The organism is Pseudomonas sp. RIT-PI-AD (assembly GCF_025642785.1).
GTDB lineage: Bacteria > Pseudomonadota > Gammaproteobacteria > Pseudomonadales > Pseudomonadaceae > Pseudomonas_T.
In genome coordinates this window covers 45,269-61,573 of record NZ_JANZKU010000014.1, presented here as the reverse complement: position 1 = coordinate 61,573, position 16,305 = coordinate 45,269, and the positions used below count along the sequence as shown (strand labels likewise).

Sequence of the window (16,305 nt, the reverse complement as noted above, 5' to 3'; positions counted from 1 at the left end):
TCTCCTAGAGGCCCTGTTCGTTCAGCCACAGGTTGAGGGTGGCGAGCTGCCAGAGCTTCGAGCCGCGTAGCGGGGTCAGGTCCTGGGACGGGTCGCTGAGCAGGCGGTCGAGCATGTCCACCTGGAAATAGCCGCGGTTCTGGCTGGGATCGAGCAGCAGCTCGCGCACCCAGTCGCGGGTCTTGCCCTGCAGGTGCTTGAGGCCGGGTACCGGGAAATAGCCCTTCTTGCGGTCGATCACCTCGTGGGGGATCACCAGCCGTGCCGCTTCCTTGAGCACCTGCTTGCCGCCGTCGCCCAGCTTGAAGCGCGAAGGAATGCGCGCCGACAGCTCGGCCACGCGGTAGTCGAGGAACGGCACCCGGGCTTCCAGGCCCCAGGCCATGGTCATGTTGTCGACCCGTTTCACCGGGTCGTCCACCAGCATTACCGTGCTGTCCAGGCGCAGCGCCTTGTCCACCGGATCGAGCGCGCCGGGTTGTTGGAAGTGGGCGCGGACGTACTCGCCCGCGGCGTCATGGGCGAGCCAGTCCGGGTGCACCGTGGCGGTGTACTCGGCATGGCTGCGGTCGAAGAACGCCGCCCGGTAGCTGGCGAAGGGATCGTCGCTGCCGACCAGTGGCGGGTACCAGTGATAGCCGCCGAACAGTTCGTCGGCGCCCTGGCCGCTCTGCACCACCTTGCAGTGCTTGGAAACCTCGCGGGAGAGCAGGTAGAAGGCGATGCAGTCGTGGCTGACCATCGGTTCGCTCATGGCGCGGAAAGCCGCCGGCAACTGCTCGATCACTTCATGCTCGTCGATGCGCAATTGGTGGTGACGGGTGCCGTAGCGCCGCGCGATCAGGTCGGAAAATTCGAATTCGTCGCCGCGCTCGCCACCGGCGTCCTGGAACCCGATGGAGAAGGTCAGCAGGTCGTCGACGCCGGCCTCGGCCAGCAGGCCCACCAGCAGGCTGGAGTCCACCCCGCCGGAGAGCAACACGCCCACTTCGCGGGCGGCCCGCTGGCGGATGCCCACGGCGTCGCGCAGGCCGTCCAGCAGGCGGTCGCGCCAGTCTTCCAGGCCCAGGTTCAGTTCGTCTTCACGCGGGCCGTAATCCAACTGCCACCAGGTTTTCCGCTCGCAGCGGCCCTGGGCGTCGATCCGCAGCCAACTGGCCGGCGGCAGTTTCTCCACGCCGGCGATCAGGGTGCGCGGCGCGGGCACCACCGCGTGGAAATTCAGATAGTGGTTGAGCGCCACCGGGTCCAGGGTGCCGGCGATGTCGCCGCCCTTCAGCAGGGCCGGCAGCGTCGAGGCGAAGCGCAGGCGCTGGGCGGTCTGCGACAGGTACAGGGGCTTGACCCCGAGGCGGTCGCGGGCGATGAACAGGCTCTGCCGGTCGCGTTCCCAGATGGCGAAGGCGAACATGCCGTTGAGTTTCGGCAACAGCGCCTCGCCCCAGGCGTGGTAGCCCTTGAGCAGCACCTCGGTGTCGCCGCCGGAGTGGAAGCGATAGCCGAGGCCTTCCAGCTCGCCGCGCAGTTCGGGGTAGTTGTAGATCGCGCCGTTGAAGCTGAGGGCGAGGCCCAGGTCGCTGTCCACCATCGGCTGCGCCGAGGCGTCCGACAGGTCCATGATCTTCAGCCGCCGGTGTCCCAGGGCGACCGGGCCCTGGCTGTGGAAGCCCCAGGCGTCGGGGCCGCGCGGGGCGAGGTGATGGGTGATGCGCTCGAGCGCGGCCAAGTCGGCCGGTCGATCATCGAAACGTAGTTCTCCAGAAATACCGCACATAAGTCCTTACCGGTGTTGCCGTTGGGGAGGCACGTTCGAGACGTGCTAAAGGTCCGACCGGTAGATCTAGGATGAGTTTTATATTGTTCGGTTATAAGAAAAAGGTGCCTGCCGGGTGCTTGCGCCTTGGCCGGGACGCGTCCGGACGGCTCCGGTTTCATTGCTGGTGTCGGCCCCGGAAGTGCGAGGTCCTTCAGCGGCCGCGGATCAGCCGGCGCAGGGGGAACCGGTTCGGATGGCAGGCTTCGGCGACTTCGCGGGGCAGCGGCAGGGGCTCGTCCTCCAGCCAGGCTGCCAGCAACTCCGCCGCCAGCGGCGCGCTGATCAGCCCCCGGGAGCCGTGGCCGCTGTTGACGTAGAGCCCGTCGAGCCAGGGGCAGGGCGTCTGCGGCAGTTGCCGGGCATCCCGTGCCAGTACGCCATAGGCTTCGGCGAACCGCGCGCTGTCGGCCAGGGGGCCTACCACCGGCAGGTAGTCCGGGGTGGTGCAGCGAAAGCCCACGCGCCCGTCCAGGACGTCGGCGGATAACCGGTCCACCGCCAGGCGCTGGCCGAGGTCGGCGGAAATCTGCCGCAGCAACTCGAGGTTGCCGGCGTGCTCGGCGGCGCTGGGCGTGTCGTCCTGGCGCTGGAAATCGAAGCTGGCGCCGAGGGTGTGTTCGCCCTCGCGCGCCGGCGCCACGTAGCCTTCGGCGCAGAGCACGGTGCGCAGGGCCGCGCTGGCCGGCGTGCAGGGGACGCGGGTGATCTGTCCGCGGATGCGCTTGAGGCGCAGGTCGCGGGTTTCCTCGAAGCGCAGCACCTCGGCGGCGCCCGCCAGGACCGCCACCGGCGCGCGGGCGAGGACTTCGTCGCCGGCGCAGGCCAGCCACTCGCCGTCTTCGCGGCGCAACGCCAGGGCCTCCCGGTGCGGCAGCAAGCGGATCGCCGGATGGGCCAGCAGGCTGCGGCACAACGCCGGCGGATGGACCCAGCCGGCTTCCGGGAAGAACAGGCCGCCGCTGGCCAGGGCGACGCCCGCCAGGGCTTCGGCCTGGTGGCGGTCGAGGGGTTGCAGCAGGTCCTCGCCGAAAGCCGCGGCGAGTTCCGCCTGGCGGGTGGCCTCGGCGGCGTCGAAGGCCAGTTGCAGCACGCCGCAGGGCGCCCAGTCGCGCTCCCGGAGCAGGCTTTCCAGCAGGCGCCGGGTATGCCCGAAGCCGGAGAGGACCAAGCGCGACAGCGCGGTGCCGTGGGCCGACAGTTTCAGGTAGAGCACACCCTGGGGGTTGCCCGAGGCCTCGCGCGCGACGTCGTCGCGGCGCTCCAGCACGGTCACCCGCCAGCCGCGGGCGGCGAGGCTGGCGGCGCTGGCGCAGCCGGCCAATCCGGCGCCGATCACCAGGGCTTCGCGATGCCCGCGAGGGGCCGGCGGGCGGGCGTACCAGGCCTTGGCGGGCGGCGTGGCGGTGTCCGTGGGCGGCGCCCCGGCGAACACCCCCTTGAGCACCTCGCGCTTGCGCCCCTGGCCGGGCGTGCGCTGCATGGCGAAGCCGGCCGCGATCAGCCCGCGACGCACGAAGCCGGCGCTGGTGAAGGTGCCCAGGGTCGCCTGCGGCGCCGACAGACGCGCCAGCTCGGCGAAAAGCGCCGGGGTCCACATCTGCGGGTTCTTCGCCGGCGAAAAACCGTCGAGGAACCAGGCGTCGATGCGCGCGTCCAGCTGCGGCAGCATGTCCAGGGCATCGCCCACCAGCAGGGTCAGGGTGACCCGGCCGGCCGCGAACACCAGGCGCTGAAAGCCGGGATGCACGCCGACGTATTGCCGCAGCAACGCGGCGGACTGGGGTTCCAGCTGCGGCCAGAGGGCGAGGGCGCGTTGCAGGTCGTCGCGGCGCAGCGGGTACTTCTCCACGCTGACGAAATGCAGCCGGGCGTCGGCGGGCGCGCTCGCCTCGAACAGTGCCCAGGCAGCGAGGAAATTCAGCCCGGTGCCGAAGCCGGTCTCGCCGATGGTCAGCCGCCCGCCGGCGGGCAGCGCGGCGAAACGCTCCGGCAGATGGTTGTTGGCGAGGAACACGTGGCGGGTTTCGTCGAGCCCGGAGGCCTGGGAGAAATACACGTCGCCGAACAGCCGCGAGCGTGGCTGGCCGGTTTCGTCCCAGTCGAGCTGGGCGTGGCGATCATCGGTCATGGACGGCCCATGGCAACGGAAAGGTGCGGATAGTAGCCGATTCGTCGCGCAGACAGCCGCGGCGCGATCCGCTACCTTGAAGCGACACAGCCAGGAGATCATGCATGTTCGAGTCCGCCGAAATCGGTCATTCCATCGACAAGGACACCTACGAGTCCGCCGTCGCCGAGCTGCGCGAGGCCTTGCTGGACGCGCAGTTCGAATTGAAACAGCAGGCGCGCTTCCCGCTGCTGATCCTGATCAACGGCATCGAGGGCGCCGGTAAGGGCGAAACCGTTAAGCTGCTCAACGAGTGGATGGACCCGCGGCTGATCCAGGTGGAGAGCTTCATGCTGCCCACCGACGAGGAACTGGCGCGCCCCGCGCAATGGCGCTTCTGGCGCCGCCTGCCGCCCAAGGGGCGGACCGGGATCTTCTTCGGCAACTGGTACAGCCAGATGCTGCATGCGCGGGTCGACGGCGACATCAAGGACGCGCGCCTGGACCAAGCCATCGATTCCGCCGAGCGCCTGGAGCGAATGCTCTGCGACGAGGGTGCGCTGATCTTCAAATTCTGGTTCCACCTGTCGAAGAAGCAGTTGCGCCACCGCCTCAAGGCCCTGGAGAAGGACCCCCAGCGCAGTTGGCAGATCAGCGACCTGGATTGGAAGCAGAGCAAGGTCTACGACAAGTACGTGCGCTTCGGCGAGCGCGTGCTGCGCCGTACCAGCCACGACTACGCGCCCTGGTACGTGATCGAGGGCGTCGATCCCTATTACCGCAGCCTCAGCGTCGGGCGGATCATCCTCGAAGGCCTGCAGGCAGCGCTGAAGGACAGCGCCGAACCCAAGCGCCGGCCCCACACCGCGCCGCTGATGTCGAGCCTGGACAATCGCGCGCTGCTCGACAGCCTCGACCTCGGGCAGAAACTGGAGAAAGACGACTACCACGCGCAGATCGCCTTCGAGCAGGCGCGCCTGGCCGGGCTGGTGCGCGACAAGCGCTACCGCCGGCACGCGGTGATGGCGGTGTTCGAAGGTAACGACGCGGCGGGCAAGGGCGGTGCGATCCGCCGGGTCACCGCGGCCCTCGACCCGCGCCAGTACCACGTGGTGCCGATCGCCGCGCCCACCGAGGAGGAGCGCGCCCAGCCCTATCTCTGGCGGTTCTGGCGGCACGTCCCGCAGCGCCGCATGCTGACCATCTTCGACCGCTCCTGGTACGGCCGGGTGCTGGTGGAGCGGGTCGAGGGGTTCTGCTCCGAGGCCGATTGGCTGCGCGCCTACAGCGAGATCAACGCGTTCGAGGAGCAACTCGACGCCCACGGCATCGTGCTGGTGAAATTCTGGCTGGCGATCGACCAGCAGACCCAGATGAGCCGCTTCAAGGAGCGCGAGACCATCGCCTTCAAGCGCTACAAGATCACCGAGGAGGACTGGCGCAACCGCGACAAGTGGGACCAGTACGTCGACGCGGTGGGCGACATGGTCGACCGCACCAGCACCGAGATCGCGCCCTGGACCCTGGTGGAGGCCAACGACAAGCGCTTCGCCCGGGTCAAGGTGCTGCGCACGCTGAACGATGCCCTGGAGCGGGCCCTGGAGCGCAACGCCTGAGCCGCCCGGCGCCGGGGATGACCGCGCATACGCCGAGTGAATGATCGTCGCCGGACCCGAGCGCCCGGCCCTATCCTCAGCGCCTCGTCCATTCCAACAAGAACCGAGGTGCGGCATGCGTGAAGTGGTGATCGTCGACAGCGTGAGGACCGGCCTGGCCAAATCCTTCCGCGGCAAGTTCAACCTGACCCGGCCCGACGACATGGCCGCCCACTGCGTGAACGCCTTGCTGGCCCGCACCGGCCTCGACCCGCAACGGGTGGAGGACTGCATCGTCGGCGCCGCCTCCAACGAGGGCGCCCAGGGCTACAATATCGGGCGCAACGTCGCGGTGCTGTCGAGGCTCGGCAAGGACGTCGCCGGGATGACCCTCAACCGCTACTGCTCCTCCGGGCTGCAGGCCATCGCCATCGCCGCCAACCAAATCGCCTCGGGGTGCAGCGAGATCATCGTCGCCGGCGGCGTCGAGTCCATCAGCCTGACGTTGAAGAGCGTCAACACCGATCACCTCTACAACCCGCTGATCCAGGCGAGCCTGCCGGGCATCTATTACCCCATGGGGCAGACCGCCGAGATCGTCGCCCGGCGCTACGGGGTGACCCGCGAGCAGCAGGACGCCTATGCCCTGCAGAGCCAGCTGCGAACCGCCCGGGCCCAGCGCGACGGCCTGTTCGACGACGAGATCGTGCCGATGGAGGTCCGTTACCAGGTCGAGGACAAGGCCAGCGGCGAGACGCGCATCCTCGACGGCGTGGTCGAGCGCGACGACTGCAACCGCCCCGAGACCAGCCTGGAAAGCCTGGCCGCGCTCAAACCGGTGTTCGCCGAGGACGGCTCGGTCACCGCCGGCAATGCCTCGCAGTTGTCCGACGGTGCTTCCATGACCCTGCTGATGAGCCTGGACAAGGCGCTCGAACTCGGCCTCGAGCCCAAGGCGTTCTTCCGCGGCTTCGCCGTCGCCGGTTGCGAGCCGGACGAGATGGGCATCGGCCCGGTGTTCTCGGTGCCGCGCCTGCTCGGCGCCAAGGGCCTGAAGGTGGAGGACATCGACCTTTGGGAACTGAACGAGGCCTTCGCCTCGCAGTGCCTCTACTGCCGCGACCGCCTGGGCATCGACCCGGAGAAATACAACGTCAACGGCGGTTCGATTTCCATCGGCCACCCCTTCGGCATGACCGGCTCGCGCCAGGTCGGCCACCTGATCCGCGAGCTGCAACGCCGCGACCTGCGCTACGGGGTGGTGACCATGTGCGTCGGCGGCGGGATGGGCGCCACCGGGTTGTTCGAAGCCGTGCGCTGAGTTCGTCCGGTACCATCGAGCGCGCTCCGGCGCGCTTTTCATTGCCGCGCGGAACGCGCCGGACACCGGTTCCAGCGCGGTCGAGGAGCCGAGTCCGGCAAGGGATGGCAACTGTACCTGTCGGGATGGCCTCCATGCGGCCTAGAATGCCGGGCTGGTCCGTCCCCGTCGTCCGGGCCGTGCTTTCGAGGCTGTCATGCATATTTCCTCCGGCCGCTGGCTACACGGCCTGTTCCTGACCCTGGTCACCGCGGTGCTCTGGGGCATCCTGCCGATCAAGCTCAAGGAAGTCCTGCGGGGCATGGACCCGCTCACGGTCACCTGGTACCGACTGATGGTGTCTGGCTCGCTGCTGCTGCTCTGGCTGATCGCCAAGCGCCGCCTGCCCGCCTTTCGTCCCCTAGGCCGCAAGGGCGCCTGGCTCCTGCTCGCCGCGGTGGGCGGCCTGCTCGGCAACTACGTGCTCTACCTGATCGGCCTGCGCCTGCTCAGCCCGGGCACCGCGCAACTGGTGATCCAGGTGGCGCCGATCCTGCTGCTGATCGGTAGCCTGTTCATCTTCAAGGAAAGCTTCGGGGTGGGGCAGGCCGTCGGCCTGGGGGTGATGCTGCTGGGCTTCGGCCTCTTCTTCAACCAGCGCCTGGACGAGTTGCTCGGCTCCCTGTCGAGCTACACCACCGGCGTGCTGATCGTCCTCGGCGCGGCCTGCGTCTGGACCTTCTATGGGCTGGCGCAGAAGCAACTGCTGACGGTGTGGACCTCGGTGCAGGTGATGATGGTGATCTACCTGTGCTGCGCCCTCTTGCTGACCCCCTTCGTCCACCCCCTGGATCTGGTGAACCTGAGCGCCGGCCAGGCGTGGCTGCTGTTGGCCTGCTGCCTGAACACCCTGGTGGCCTACGGGGCCTTCGCCGAGGCCCTGGCCCATTGGGAGGCCTCGCGGGTCAGCGCGGCGTTGGCGATCACGCCCCTGGTGACCTTCCTGGCGGTGGCGCTGGCCGCCTGGCTGTGGCCCGAGCACGTGCAGCCGGAGCAGATCAACCTGATCGGCTACGGCGGCGCGCTACTGGTGGTGTTGGGGTCGGCCCTGACCGCCCTGGGGCCCTCGCTGGTCCGCGGCTACCGCGCCCGGCGCCTGCGCCGAGAGCTTCCGCCGACCTGATCAGGCGCCCTTGCCGAGTCGCTCGGCCTTGTGCAGCCAGCGCTGGCGCTGTTCCTCGCGGGCCGGGCGCACCGGCGAGAACTCCACAAGGCGCCGGGTTTTCACCCCGCAGAAGCCGAGGATGGTGCGCACCATCTGGCGATGGGCGGGGGCGCCGTAAATCCAGCGGAAGTACCAGCTCGGCGTGTCCAGGGTCACCAGCAGGTCGGCGGTGCGCCCGGCGAGCAACTTGTCCCACAGCGACGAACGCGCCCGGTACCCGAAGGCGAAGCCGGGCAGCAGCACCCGGTCGAAGAAGCCCTTCAGCAGCGCCGGCGGTCCGCCCCACCAGACCGGATAGACGAACACCAGGTGCTGCGCCCAGTGGATCTGCCGCTGCGCCTCGAGCAGGTCCGGCTCCAGCTCCTGGCTCTGGTCGTAGCCTTCGCGCAGGATCGGGTCGAAGTGCATTTCGCCCAGCTTCAACTGGCGCACCACGTGGCCGCGGCCGCGGGCGCCCTGGGTATAGGCCTCGCCCAGGGCCTGGCAGAGGCTGCTGGACTTAGGGTTGCCGAACACCAGCAGGATGCGTTTGCCATCGCCCTCCAGCGGCGTGGCGCCGCTCTTGGCGGCGTCACTCATGCTTGCCGGCCTCGAGCATGCTTTCCGGGCGCACCCATTGGTCGAACTGCTGCTCGTCGAGGTAGCCCAGTTGCAGCGCGGCGGCCCGCAGGGTGGTGCCTTCGGCGTAGGCTTTCTTGGCGATTTCCGCCGACTTGTCGTAGCCGATGTGCGGGTTGAGCGCGGTCACCAGCATCAAGCCGTTTTCCAGGTGCTCGGCCATGCGCGCGGCATCCGGTTCCAGCCCGGCCACGCAATGCTGCTGGAAGTTGCGGCAGCCGTCGGCGAGCAGGCCGATGGCTTGCAGCAGGTTGTGCACGATCACCGGCTTGAACACGTTCAATTGCAGGTGGCCCTGGCTGGCGGCGAAGGACACCGTGGCGTCGTTGCCGAGCACCTGGCAGGCGATCATCGACAGCGCCTCGCACTGGGTCGGGTTGACCTTGCCGGGCATGATCGAGCTGCCCGGTTCGTTGGCCGGCAGCTTGACCTCGGCGAAGCCGGCGCGCGGCCCGGAGCCGAGCAGGCGCAGGTCGTTGGCGATCTTCATCAGGCATACCGCGAGGGTTTTCAGCGCCCCGGACAGGTGCACCAGCGGCTCATGCCCGGCCAGCGCGGCGAACTTGTTCGGCGCGGTGACGAAAGGCAGGCCGGCGAGGGCGCCCAGTTCGGCGGCCATGGCTTCGGCGAAGCCCTGGGGGGCGTTCAGTCCGGTGCCCACCGCGGTGCCGCCCTGGGCCAGCTCGTAGACCGCCGGCAGCGCGGCGCGGATCGCCCGCTCGGCGTAGTCGAGCTGGGCGACGAACGCCGACAGCTCCTGGCCGAAGGTGATCGGCGTGGCATCCATCAAATGGGTGCGCCCGGTCTTCACCAGCTTGCCGTGGCGGGCCGCTTGCTCGGCGAGGCCGCCGGAGAGTTCGGCGATGGCCGGCAGCAGTTGCTGGTGCACGGCGATGGCCACGGCGATGTGCATGGCGGTGGGGAAGGCGTCGTTGGAGCTTTGCGCGCGGTTCACGTGGTCGTTGGGGTGCACCGGGCTCTTGCCGCCGCGCTTGACGCCGGCCAGTTCGTTGGCGCGGCCGGCGATCACCTCGTTAACGTTCATGTTGCTCTGGGTGCCGCTGCCGGTCTGCCAGACCACCAGCGGGAATTGGTCGTCGTGCTGCCCGGCGAGCACTTCGTCGGCGGCCTGCTCGATCAGCCGGGCGATATCCGGCGGCAGGTCGCCGATGCGGTCGTTGACGCGCGCCGCGGCTTTCTTGATCAGCGCCAGGGCGTGCAGCACGGGCAGCGGCATGCGTTCGTTGCCGATGGCGAAATTGATCAGCGACCGTTGGGTCTGGGCGCCCCAGTAGGCCTCTTCGGCGACTTCCACCGGGCCCAGGCTGTCGGTTTCGATGCGGCTCATGCGCTCACTCCTGCTGATTGGAATCCGCAGTTTAGGCTGCATCGGCCGGAGGTGGTTCCTTCGCCCCGCCGGCCCGCCTAATGGCGCCTGGCCAGGTGCCGCCATACGTCTCGACGGCTTGAGCGTCGCCGCCGCTTGGGCGCAGAATGGCCGCCCCCGGGCCTACCTGCCCCGTTCAACTCAAAGGATACTCATGACCAAGCTTCGCGTACTCTGCACTGCCGCTCTGCTGGCCTGCGCCAGCAGCCAGGTCCTGGCCGACGCTTCCAGCCATGCCGCCAGCGCCGAAAGCTTCCTCAAGCTCATGCATGCGGATCAGGGCACCGTGGCGCTCTACGGGCAGGTGCAGCAGATGTTCAACCAGCGCTTCGAGCAACTGCAGGCGCCGGCGACCAAGAAAGCCACCCTGGAGACCTACACCGCCAAGGCCAACGCAGCCCTGGACAAGGCGGTCGGCTGGGACAAGCTCAAGCCCGATCTGGTCAAGCTGTACGTGAGCAATTTCAGCGAAACCGAGTTGAAGGACATGATCGCCTTCTACCAGTCGCCCACCGGCAAGAAAATGATGGAAAAGATGCCGCAGCTGGGTAACGAGGCCGCGCGCCTGACCCAGGCCAAGCTGGAGCCCGCGGTGCCGGTGGTGAACAAGCTGCTGGAAGACATGACCGGCGAACTCTCGCCGAAACAGGCCGCCGAGCCTGCCAAGAAAGCCGCCGAGCCGGCCAAGAAGCCCTGAGCATGAGCATGCGCGACGCCATCGGCCGGGCCCTGGATGCCCTCGAGCCGCAGCATCTGGACGTGCAGGACGAAAGCCACATGCACAGCCGCGGCCTGGAGACCCATTTCAAGGCGGTGGTGGTCAGCCCGGCGTTCGCCGGGCTGAACGCGGTCAAGCGCCACCAGAAGGTCTACGCCACCCTCGGCGACCTCATGGGGCGTTTCCACGCGTTGGCGCTGCACACCTACACCCCCGAGGAATGGGCCGCCCAGGGCGCCGCGCCGGACTCGCCGACCTGTCGCGGCGGCAGCAAGCACGACACCTGAGACGCTCGCCGATCCGCGCGCCCGGTCCCGGCCGGTGCGCCCGGATGCTGTAGAAGTCGCCCCGCCGGCCGCGTCGGCGGGGCGATTCGATGAAAAGGTCCGCCCTTTGCGAGGGCGACCACTGGAGAAAACCACATGACCCGCTCCCCGAACATCGTCGTGGCGGCGCTGTACAAGTTCGTCACCCTGGACGACTACGTCGCGTTGCGCGAACCCCTGCTGCAAACCCTGCTCGACAACGGCATCAAGGGCACCCTGCTGCTCGCCGAGGAAGGCCTCAACGGCACCGTCTCCGGCAGCCGAGCGGGCATCGACGCCTTGCTCGACTGGCTCAAGCGCGATCCGCGCCTGGCCGACGTCGACCACAAGGAGTCCTATTGCGACGAGCAGCCGTTCTATCGCACCAAGGTCAAGCTGAAGAAAGAGATCGTCACCCTCGGCGTGCCGGGCGTGAACCCCAACCTGCGGGTCGGCACCTACGTGGCGCCCAAGGACTGGAACGCGCTGATCGAGGACCCCGAGGTGCTGCTGATCGACACGCGCAACGACTACGAGGTGGCCATCGGCACCTTCGAAGGCGCGGTCGATCCCAAGACCAAGTCGTTCCGCGAATTCCCCGAGTACATCAAGGCGCACTACGACCCGACCCGGCACAAGAAGGTGGCGATGTTCTGCACCGGCGGCATCCGTTGCGAGAAGGCCTCCAGCTACATGCTCGGCGCCGGCTTCGAGGAGGTCTTCCACCTCAAGGGCGGTATCCTCAAGTACCTGGAAGAGGTGCCCGAGGAGGAAAGCCGCTGGCGCGGCGACTGCTTCGTCTTCGACAACCGGGTCACGGTGCGTCACGACCTGACCGCCGGCGACTACGATCAATGCCATGCCTGCCGCAACCCGATCTCGCTGGAGGATCGCCAGTCCGAACACTATGCGCCGGGCATCAGCTGCCCGCATTGCTGGGATTCCCTGAGCGAGAAGACCCGGGCCGGCGCCCGCGAACGGCAGAAGCAGATCGAACTGGCCAAGGCGCGCAACCAGCCCCATCCGCTGGGGCGCGACCCGCGGCAACCGCTGGACCCGTGACCCGGACGGGCGTCGCCGGCGCCCCGTCCGACCCTCCCCGGTGCGCGTGGCGCGCCCTTTAGAAGAGGAACCGCCATGCCCGCCCGCCTGCTGTATGTGATGGACCCGCTGTGTTCCTGGTGCTGGGGCTTCGCCCCGGTCCTCGAGGCCCTGGGGCGCCAGGCGGAGGCCGCCGGGGTGCCGCTGCACCTGGTGGTCGGCAGCCTGCGTCGCGAACGCGCGGCCCTCGACCCGGCCGGGCGCGTGCGCATCCTGGCCTACTGGCAGGCGGTGAACGCCACCACCGGGCAACTGTTCAACTACGCCGAGGGCCTGCCGGAAGGTTTCGTCTACGACACCGAGCCGGCCGGGCGTGCCCTGGTCACGGTGCGAGCGCTGGACCCGCAGAGCGTCTGGCCGCTGAACCGCCTGATCCAGGAGGCCTTCTATTGCGAGGGTCGCGACGTGACCCAGGCGCGGGTGCTGGTGGAGCTGGCCGAGCGTGCCGGCGTCCCGCGCATCGAATTCGCCGAGGCTTTCGATGGCATCCCCGCGCGCGAGGCGACGGCCGCCGACTACGCCTGGGTGCAGGACTTGGGCATCGCCGGGTTCCCCACGCTGCTGGCCGAGCGCGACGGGCAACTGGCGCTGTTGACCAACGGCTACCGACCGCTGGAGGAACTGGCGCCGCTGCTGACCCGTTGGCTGGAGCGCGGCGCGCATGCCTGATCGCCTGAGTTGGGCGGAAATCCGCCGTTTGATCCTGCGTCACCGCAAATCCCTCTGGCTGGCCAACGGCATCGCGGTGCTCGCCACCCTGTGCAGCGTGCCGATTCCCTTGCTATTGCCCTTGCTGGTGGACGAAGTGTTGCTCGGCAAGGGCGATGCCGCGCTGCGCTTCATGGACCGCTTGCTGCCGGCGGCCTGGGAGCAGCCGGTGGGCTACATCGGCCTGATGCTGGTCGCCACCCTGCTGCTGCGCAGCTTCGCGTTGACCTTCAACGTCCTGCAGGCGCGCCTGTTCGCGCGGTTGTCGAAGGACATCGTGTATCGCCTGCGGGTGCGCCTGATCGAGCGGCTCAAGCGGATCTCCCTCGGCGAATACGAGAACCTCGGGGGCGGCACGGTCAGCGCGCACCTGGTGACCGACCTGGACACCCTGGACAAATTCGTCGGCGAGACCCTCAGTCGCTTCCTGGTGGCCATGCTGACCCTGACCGGCACCGCCGCCATCCTGATGTGGATGCATTGGAAGCTGGCGCTGCTGATCCTGCTGTTCAACCCGCTGGTGATCTACGCCACGGTGCAACTGGGCAAGCGCGTCAAGCACCTGAAGAAGCTGGAGAACGACAGCACCTCGCGCTTCACCCAGGCGCTCACCGAGACCCTGGAGGCGATCCAGGAGATCCGCGCCGGCAACCGCCAGGGCCATTTCTTCGGCAACCTCGGCCTGCGCGCCCGCGAAGTGCGCGACTACGCGGTGGCGTCGATGTGGAAGAGCGATGCGTCGAGCCGCGCCAGCGGCCTGCTGTTCCAGTTCGGCATCGACGTGTTCCGCGCCGCGACCATGCTCACCGTGCTGTTCTCCGACCTGTCCATCGGGCAGATGCTCGCGGTGTTCAGCTACCTGTGGTTCATGATCGGCCCGGTGGAGCAGTTGCTCAGCCTGCAATACGCCTATTACGGGGCCGGCGCCGCCCTGCAGCGGATCAACGAACTGCTGGCGCGGGCCGACGAGCCGCAGTACCCCGGCGGCAGCGACCCCTTCGCCGGCCGGCAGACGGTGGGCATCCAGGTGCGCGGCCTGGATTTCGCCTATGCCGACGAGGTGGTGCTGGACGGGCTGGACCTGGACATCGCCCCCGGCGAGAAGGTCGCCATCGTCGGTGCCAGCGGCGGCGGCAAGAGCACCCTGGTGCAGTTGCTGCTGGGCCTGTATCAGGCGCAGGCGGGCAGCATCCGCTTCGGCGGCGCGAGCCTGGAGGAGATCGGCCTGGAGCGGGTGCGCGAGGAGGTCGCGGTGGTATTGCAGCACCCGGCGCTGTTCAACGACAGGGTGCGCGCCAACCTCACCCTGGGCCGCGAGCGCAGCGATGCGATGTGCTGGCAGGCGCTGGAGATCGCCCAACTGGCGGATACCGTGCGCAGCCTGCCGCAGGGCCTGGACAGCGTGGTCGGGCGTTCCGGCGTGCGCCTGTCCGGCGGCCAGCGGCAACGCCTGGCGATCGCCCGGATGGTGCTCGCCGAGCCCAAGGTGGTGATCCTCGACGAGGCCACCTCGGCCCTCGACGCCGCCACCGAGTACGCCTTGCACCAGGCCCTCGGGCAGTTCCTCGAGGGCCGCACCACGCTGATCATCGCCCACCGGTTGAGCGCGGTTAAGCAGGCCGACCGGGTGCTGGTGTTCGACGGTGGGCGCATCGCCGAGCAGGGCGGCCACCATCAACTGATCGCCGAGGGCGGCCTGTACGCCAAGCTCTACGGCCACTTGCAGCAAGGCTGAAGCGCGCCGCTCAGGCCGACAGCTCGCCGCTGTTGCGGCAGCGGCCGTCGCAGGTGCCCGGGCAGGCGCAGCCGGTCCGGCTGCGGCCGGTGGCCTGCTCCATGCGCCGCGCCACCTCCTCGTCGTCGGCGAAGGGCAGCATCGCCGCTTCGTCGAGCCCCTCGCCGCCCCGCTCGCCGAGGCTGCGTTGCAACGCCAGGTAGAACACCAGCACGGCCATCACCAACCAGAATTCGCTGGGCATCTCAGCGCTCCGCCAGGCTGGCGGCGGCGTGGTACGCCACGGGGTCGGCCAGGCGTACGGTGCGCCAGACGTTGTAGGCCATCAGCAGCATGCCGGTGAGGAAGAAGACGCCGCCGATCAGGCGCACGACGAAGCCGGGGTGGCTGGCATCCAGCGCTTCGACGAAGGAGTAGGTCAAGGTGCCGTCCTGGTTCACCGCGCGCCACATCAGGCCCTGGGTGATGCCGTTGACCCACATCGAGGCGATGTAGAGCACGGTGCCGATGGTGGCCAGCCAGAAGTGCGCGTTGATCAGCCCGATGCTGTGCATCCGTTCGCGGCCATACACCTTGGGGATCAGGTGGTACAGCGAACCGAAGGTGATCATCGCTACCCAGCCGAGGGCGCCTGCATGGACGTGGCCGATGGTCCAGTCGGTGTAATGGGAAAGGGCGTTGACGGTCTTGATCGCCATCATCGGGCCTTCGAAGGTGGACATGCCGTAGAAGGCCAGGGACACCACCAGGAAGCGCAGGATCGGATCGGTGCGCAGCTTATGCCAGGCGCCGGAGAGGGTCATCATGCCGTTGATCATGCCGCCCCAGCTGGGCGCGAGGAGGATCAGCGACATGGCCATACCGAGGGACTGGGCCCAGTCGGGCAGGGCGGTGTAGTGCAGGTGGTGCGGGCCGGCCCAGATGTACAGGGTGATCAGCGCCCAGAAGTGCACGATGGACAAGCGGTAGGAATACACCGGGCGCCCGGCCTGCTTGGGCACGAAGTAGTACATCATCCCGAGGAAACCGGTGGTGAGGAAGAAGCCCACGGCGTTGTGGCCATACCACCACTGCACCATGGCGTCGGTGGCGCCGGAGTAGACCGGGTAGGACTTGAACGCGCTCACCGGGATGGCCGCGTGGTTGACCACGTGGAGCATCGCGGTGACCACGATGAAGGCACCGAAGAACCAGTTGCCGACGTAGATGTGCCGGGCCTTGCGCTTGACGATGGTGCCGAAGAACACCACCGCATAGGCCACCCAGACGATGGCCAGCCAGATCGCGCCGCTGAACTCCAGCTCGGCGTATTCCTTGGTGGTGGTCAGGCCCTGGGGCAGGGTGATCAGCAGCATCGCCACCATCGCCTGCCAGCCCCAGAAGGTGAAGGCCGCCAGCTTGTCGGAGATCAGCGGCGCCTGGCAGGTGCGCTGCACCGTGTAATAGCTGGTGGCGAACAGCGCCGAGCCGCCGAAGGCGAAGATCACCAGGTTGGTGTGCAGCGGGCGCAGGCGGCCGAAGCTCAGCCAGGGCAGGTCGAAGTTCAGTGCCGGCCAGACCAGTTGCGAGGCGATGAACACGCCCAGGCCCATGCCGATCACGCCCCAGACGACGGTCATGAGGGCGAACTGGCGGACCACCTTGTAGTTGTAGACGGGGGAGGGAAGCGTAGTGTCCATGGGTGACCTTT

Annotated in this window: 14 protein-coding genes; 8 read left to right on the top strand and 6 right to left on the bottom strand. The window is 68.3% G+C overall.

Annotated elements, in window-relative coordinates:
• Positions 1-4: 4 nt before the first annotated feature.
• Both OGL92_RS13775 and mnmC read right to left on the bottom strand, forming a co-directional pair.
• Positions 5-1,774, bottom strand: coding sequence for an N-acetylglutaminylglutamine amidotransferase (locus tag OGL92_RS13775; protein ID WP_263144294.1), 1,770 nt, complete (start codon positions 1,772-1,774; stop codon positions 5-7).
• A gap of 193 nt (positions 1,775-1,967) precedes the next feature.
• Positions 1,968-3,944, bottom strand: coding sequence for a bifunctional tRNA (5-methylaminomethyl-2-thiouridine)(34)-methyltransferase MnmD/FAD-dependent 5-carboxymethylaminomethyl-2-thiouridine(34) oxidoreductase MnmC (mnmC, locus tag OGL92_RS13770; RefSeq protein ID WP_263144293.1), 1,977 nt, complete (start codon positions 3,942-3,944; stop codon positions 1,968-1,970).
• A 104-nt stretch (positions 3,945-4,048) separates the two neighbouring features.
• Here mnmC and pap point away from each other — a divergent pair, with 104 nt between their 5' ends.
• The 3 genes from pap (at position 4,049) to OGL92_RS13755 (ending at position 8,001) form a co-directional block, all read left to right on the top strand.
• Complete coding sequence (pap, locus tag OGL92_RS13765; protein ID WP_263144291.1) at positions 4,049-5,539, top strand: polyphosphate:AMP phosphotransferase; 1,491 nt, start codon at positions 4,049-4,051, stop codon at positions 5,537-5,539.
• 115 nt (positions 5,540-5,654) lie between these two features.
• Entirely contained in the window at positions 5,655-6,839 is a 1,185-nt protein-coding gene (locus OGL92_RS13760; protein ID WP_263144290.1) for a thiolase family protein, read from the top strand.
• Between the two features lie 196 nt (positions 6,840-7,035).
• Positions 7,036-8,001, top strand: a complete 966-nt coding sequence (locus OGL92_RS13755) for a DMT family transporter (protein WP_263144288.1) — start codon at positions 7,036-7,038, stop codon at positions 7,999-8,001.
• Here the strand turns inward: OGL92_RS13755 and OGL92_RS13750 are convergent, their stop codons facing one another.
• Positions 8,002-8,622, bottom strand: a complete 621-nt coding sequence (locus tag OGL92_RS13750; protein ID WP_263144286.1) for an NAD(P)H-dependent oxidoreductase — start codon at positions 8,620-8,622, stop codon at positions 8,002-8,004.
• Complete coding sequence (locus OGL92_RS13745) at positions 8,615-10,009, bottom strand: class II fumarate hydratase (RefSeq protein WP_263144284.1); 1,395 nt, start codon at positions 10,007-10,009, stop codon at positions 8,615-8,617. The genes OGL92_RS13750 and OGL92_RS13745 overlap by 8 nt, the downstream gene beginning before the upstream one ends.
• 193 nt (positions 10,010-10,202) lie before the next feature.
• Here OGL92_RS13745 and OGL92_RS13740 point away from each other — a divergent pair, with 193 nt between their 5' ends.
• The 5 genes from OGL92_RS13740 to OGL92_RS13720 all read left to right on the top strand — a co-directional run bounded on the left by OGL92_RS13740 (position 10,203) and on the right by OGL92_RS13720 (position 14,615).
• Positions 10,203-10,745, top strand: a complete 543-nt coding sequence (locus OGL92_RS13740; protein ID WP_263144282.1) for a DUF2059 domain-containing protein — start codon at positions 10,203-10,205, stop codon at positions 10,743-10,745.
• Between the two features lie 2 nt (positions 10,746-10,747).
• The gene (locus OGL92_RS13735; protein WP_263144281.1) at positions 10,748-11,053 is read left to right on the top strand and encodes a BolA family protein; all 306 of its coding nucleotides are present in this window, start codon (positions 10,748-10,750) and stop codon (positions 11,051-11,053) included.
• Between the two features lie 135 nt (positions 11,054-11,188).
• On the top strand, positions 11,189-12,133 hold the full coding sequence (locus OGL92_RS13730; protein ID WP_263144279.1) for a rhodanese-related sulfurtransferase: 945 nt from the start codon (positions 11,189-11,191) through the stop codon (positions 12,131-12,133).
• A gap of 75 nt (positions 12,134-12,208) precedes the next feature.
• On the top strand, positions 12,209-12,841 hold the full coding sequence (locus tag OGL92_RS13725; RefSeq protein WP_263144277.1) for a DsbA family protein: 633 nt from the start codon (positions 12,209-12,211) through the stop codon (positions 12,839-12,841).
• Positions 12,834-14,615: an ABC transporter ATP-binding protein gene (locus tag OGL92_RS13720; protein WP_263144276.1), complete on the top strand. Its 1,782-nt coding sequence runs from the start codon at positions 12,834-12,836 to the stop codon at positions 14,613-14,615. Before OGL92_RS13725 ends, OGL92_RS13720 begins: the two co-directional genes overlap by 8 nt.
• 10 nt (positions 14,616-14,625) lie before the next feature.
• Here OGL92_RS13720 and OGL92_RS13715 read toward each other — a convergent pair whose 3' ends face one another.
• Together OGL92_RS13715 and ccoN are read right to left on the bottom strand one after the other, a co-directional pair.
• On the bottom strand, positions 14,626-14,859 hold the full coding sequence (locus OGL92_RS13715; protein ID WP_263144274.1) for a cbb3-type cytochrome c oxidase subunit 3: 234 nt from the start codon (positions 14,857-14,859) through the stop codon (positions 14,626-14,628).
• Between the two features lies 1 nt (position 14,860).
• Positions 14,861-16,294: a cytochrome-c oxidase, cbb3-type subunit I gene (gene ccoN, locus OGL92_RS13710; RefSeq protein ID WP_263144272.1), complete on the bottom strand. Its 1,434-nt coding sequence runs from the start codon at positions 16,292-16,294 to the stop codon at positions 14,861-14,863.
• Between the last annotated feature and the right edge of the window lie 11 nt (positions 16,295-16,305).

Bases quoted from the DNA above. Each gene is read 5' to 3' on its own strand.
- mnmC (WP_263144293.1), bottom strand. From the start codon at position 3,944: ATGACCGATGATCGCCACGCCCAGCTCGACTGGGACGAAACCGGCCAG.
- OGL92_RS13715 (WP_263144274.1), bottom strand. From the start codon at position 14,859: ATGCCCAGCGAATTCTGGTTGGTGATGGCCGTGCTGGTGTTCTACCTG.
- OGL92_RS13775 (WP_263144294.1), bottom strand. From the start codon at position 1,774: ATGTGCGGTATTTCTGGAGAACTACGTTTCGATGATCGACCGGCCGAC.
- OGL92_RS13735 (WP_263144281.1), top strand. From the start codon at position 10,748: ATGAGCATGCGCGACGCCATCGGCCGGGCCCTGGATGCCCTCGAGCCG.
- OGL92_RS13745 (WP_263144284.1), bottom strand. From the start codon at position 10,009: ATGAGCCGCATCGAAACCGACAGCCTGGGCCCGGTGGAAGTCGCCGAA.
- OGL92_RS13760 (WP_263144290.1), top strand. From the start codon at position 5,655: ATGCGTGAAGTGGTGATCGTCGACAGCGTGAGGACCGGCCTGGCCAAA.
- OGL92_RS13740 (WP_263144282.1), top strand. From the start codon at position 10,203: ATGACCAAGCTTCGCGTACTCTGCACTGCCGCTCTGCTGGCCTGCGCC.
- pap (WP_263144291.1), top strand. From the start codon at position 4,049: ATGTTCGAGTCCGCCGAAATCGGTCATTCCATCGACAAGGACACCTAC.
- ccoN (WP_263144272.1), bottom strand. From the start codon at position 16,294: ATGGACACTACGCTTCCCTCCCCCGTCTACAACTACAAGGTGGTCCGC.
- OGL92_RS13755 (WP_263144288.1), top strand. From the start codon at position 7,036: ATGCATATTTCCTCCGGCCGCTGGCTACACGGCCTGTTCCTGACCCTG.
- OGL92_RS13725 (WP_263144277.1), top strand. From the start codon at position 12,209: ATGCCCGCCCGCCTGCTGTATGTGATGGACCCGCTGTGTTCCTGGTGC.
- OGL92_RS13730 (WP_263144279.1), top strand. From the start codon at position 11,189: ATGACCCGCTCCCCGAACATCGTCGTGGCGGCGCTGTACAAGTTCGTC.
- OGL92_RS13720 (WP_263144276.1), top strand. From the start codon at position 12,834: ATGCCTGATCGCCTGAGTTGGGCGGAAATCCGCCGTTTGATCCTGCGT.
- OGL92_RS13750 (WP_263144286.1), bottom strand. From the start codon at position 8,622: ATGAGTGACGCCGCCAAGAGCGGCGCCACGCCGCTGGAGGGCGATGGC.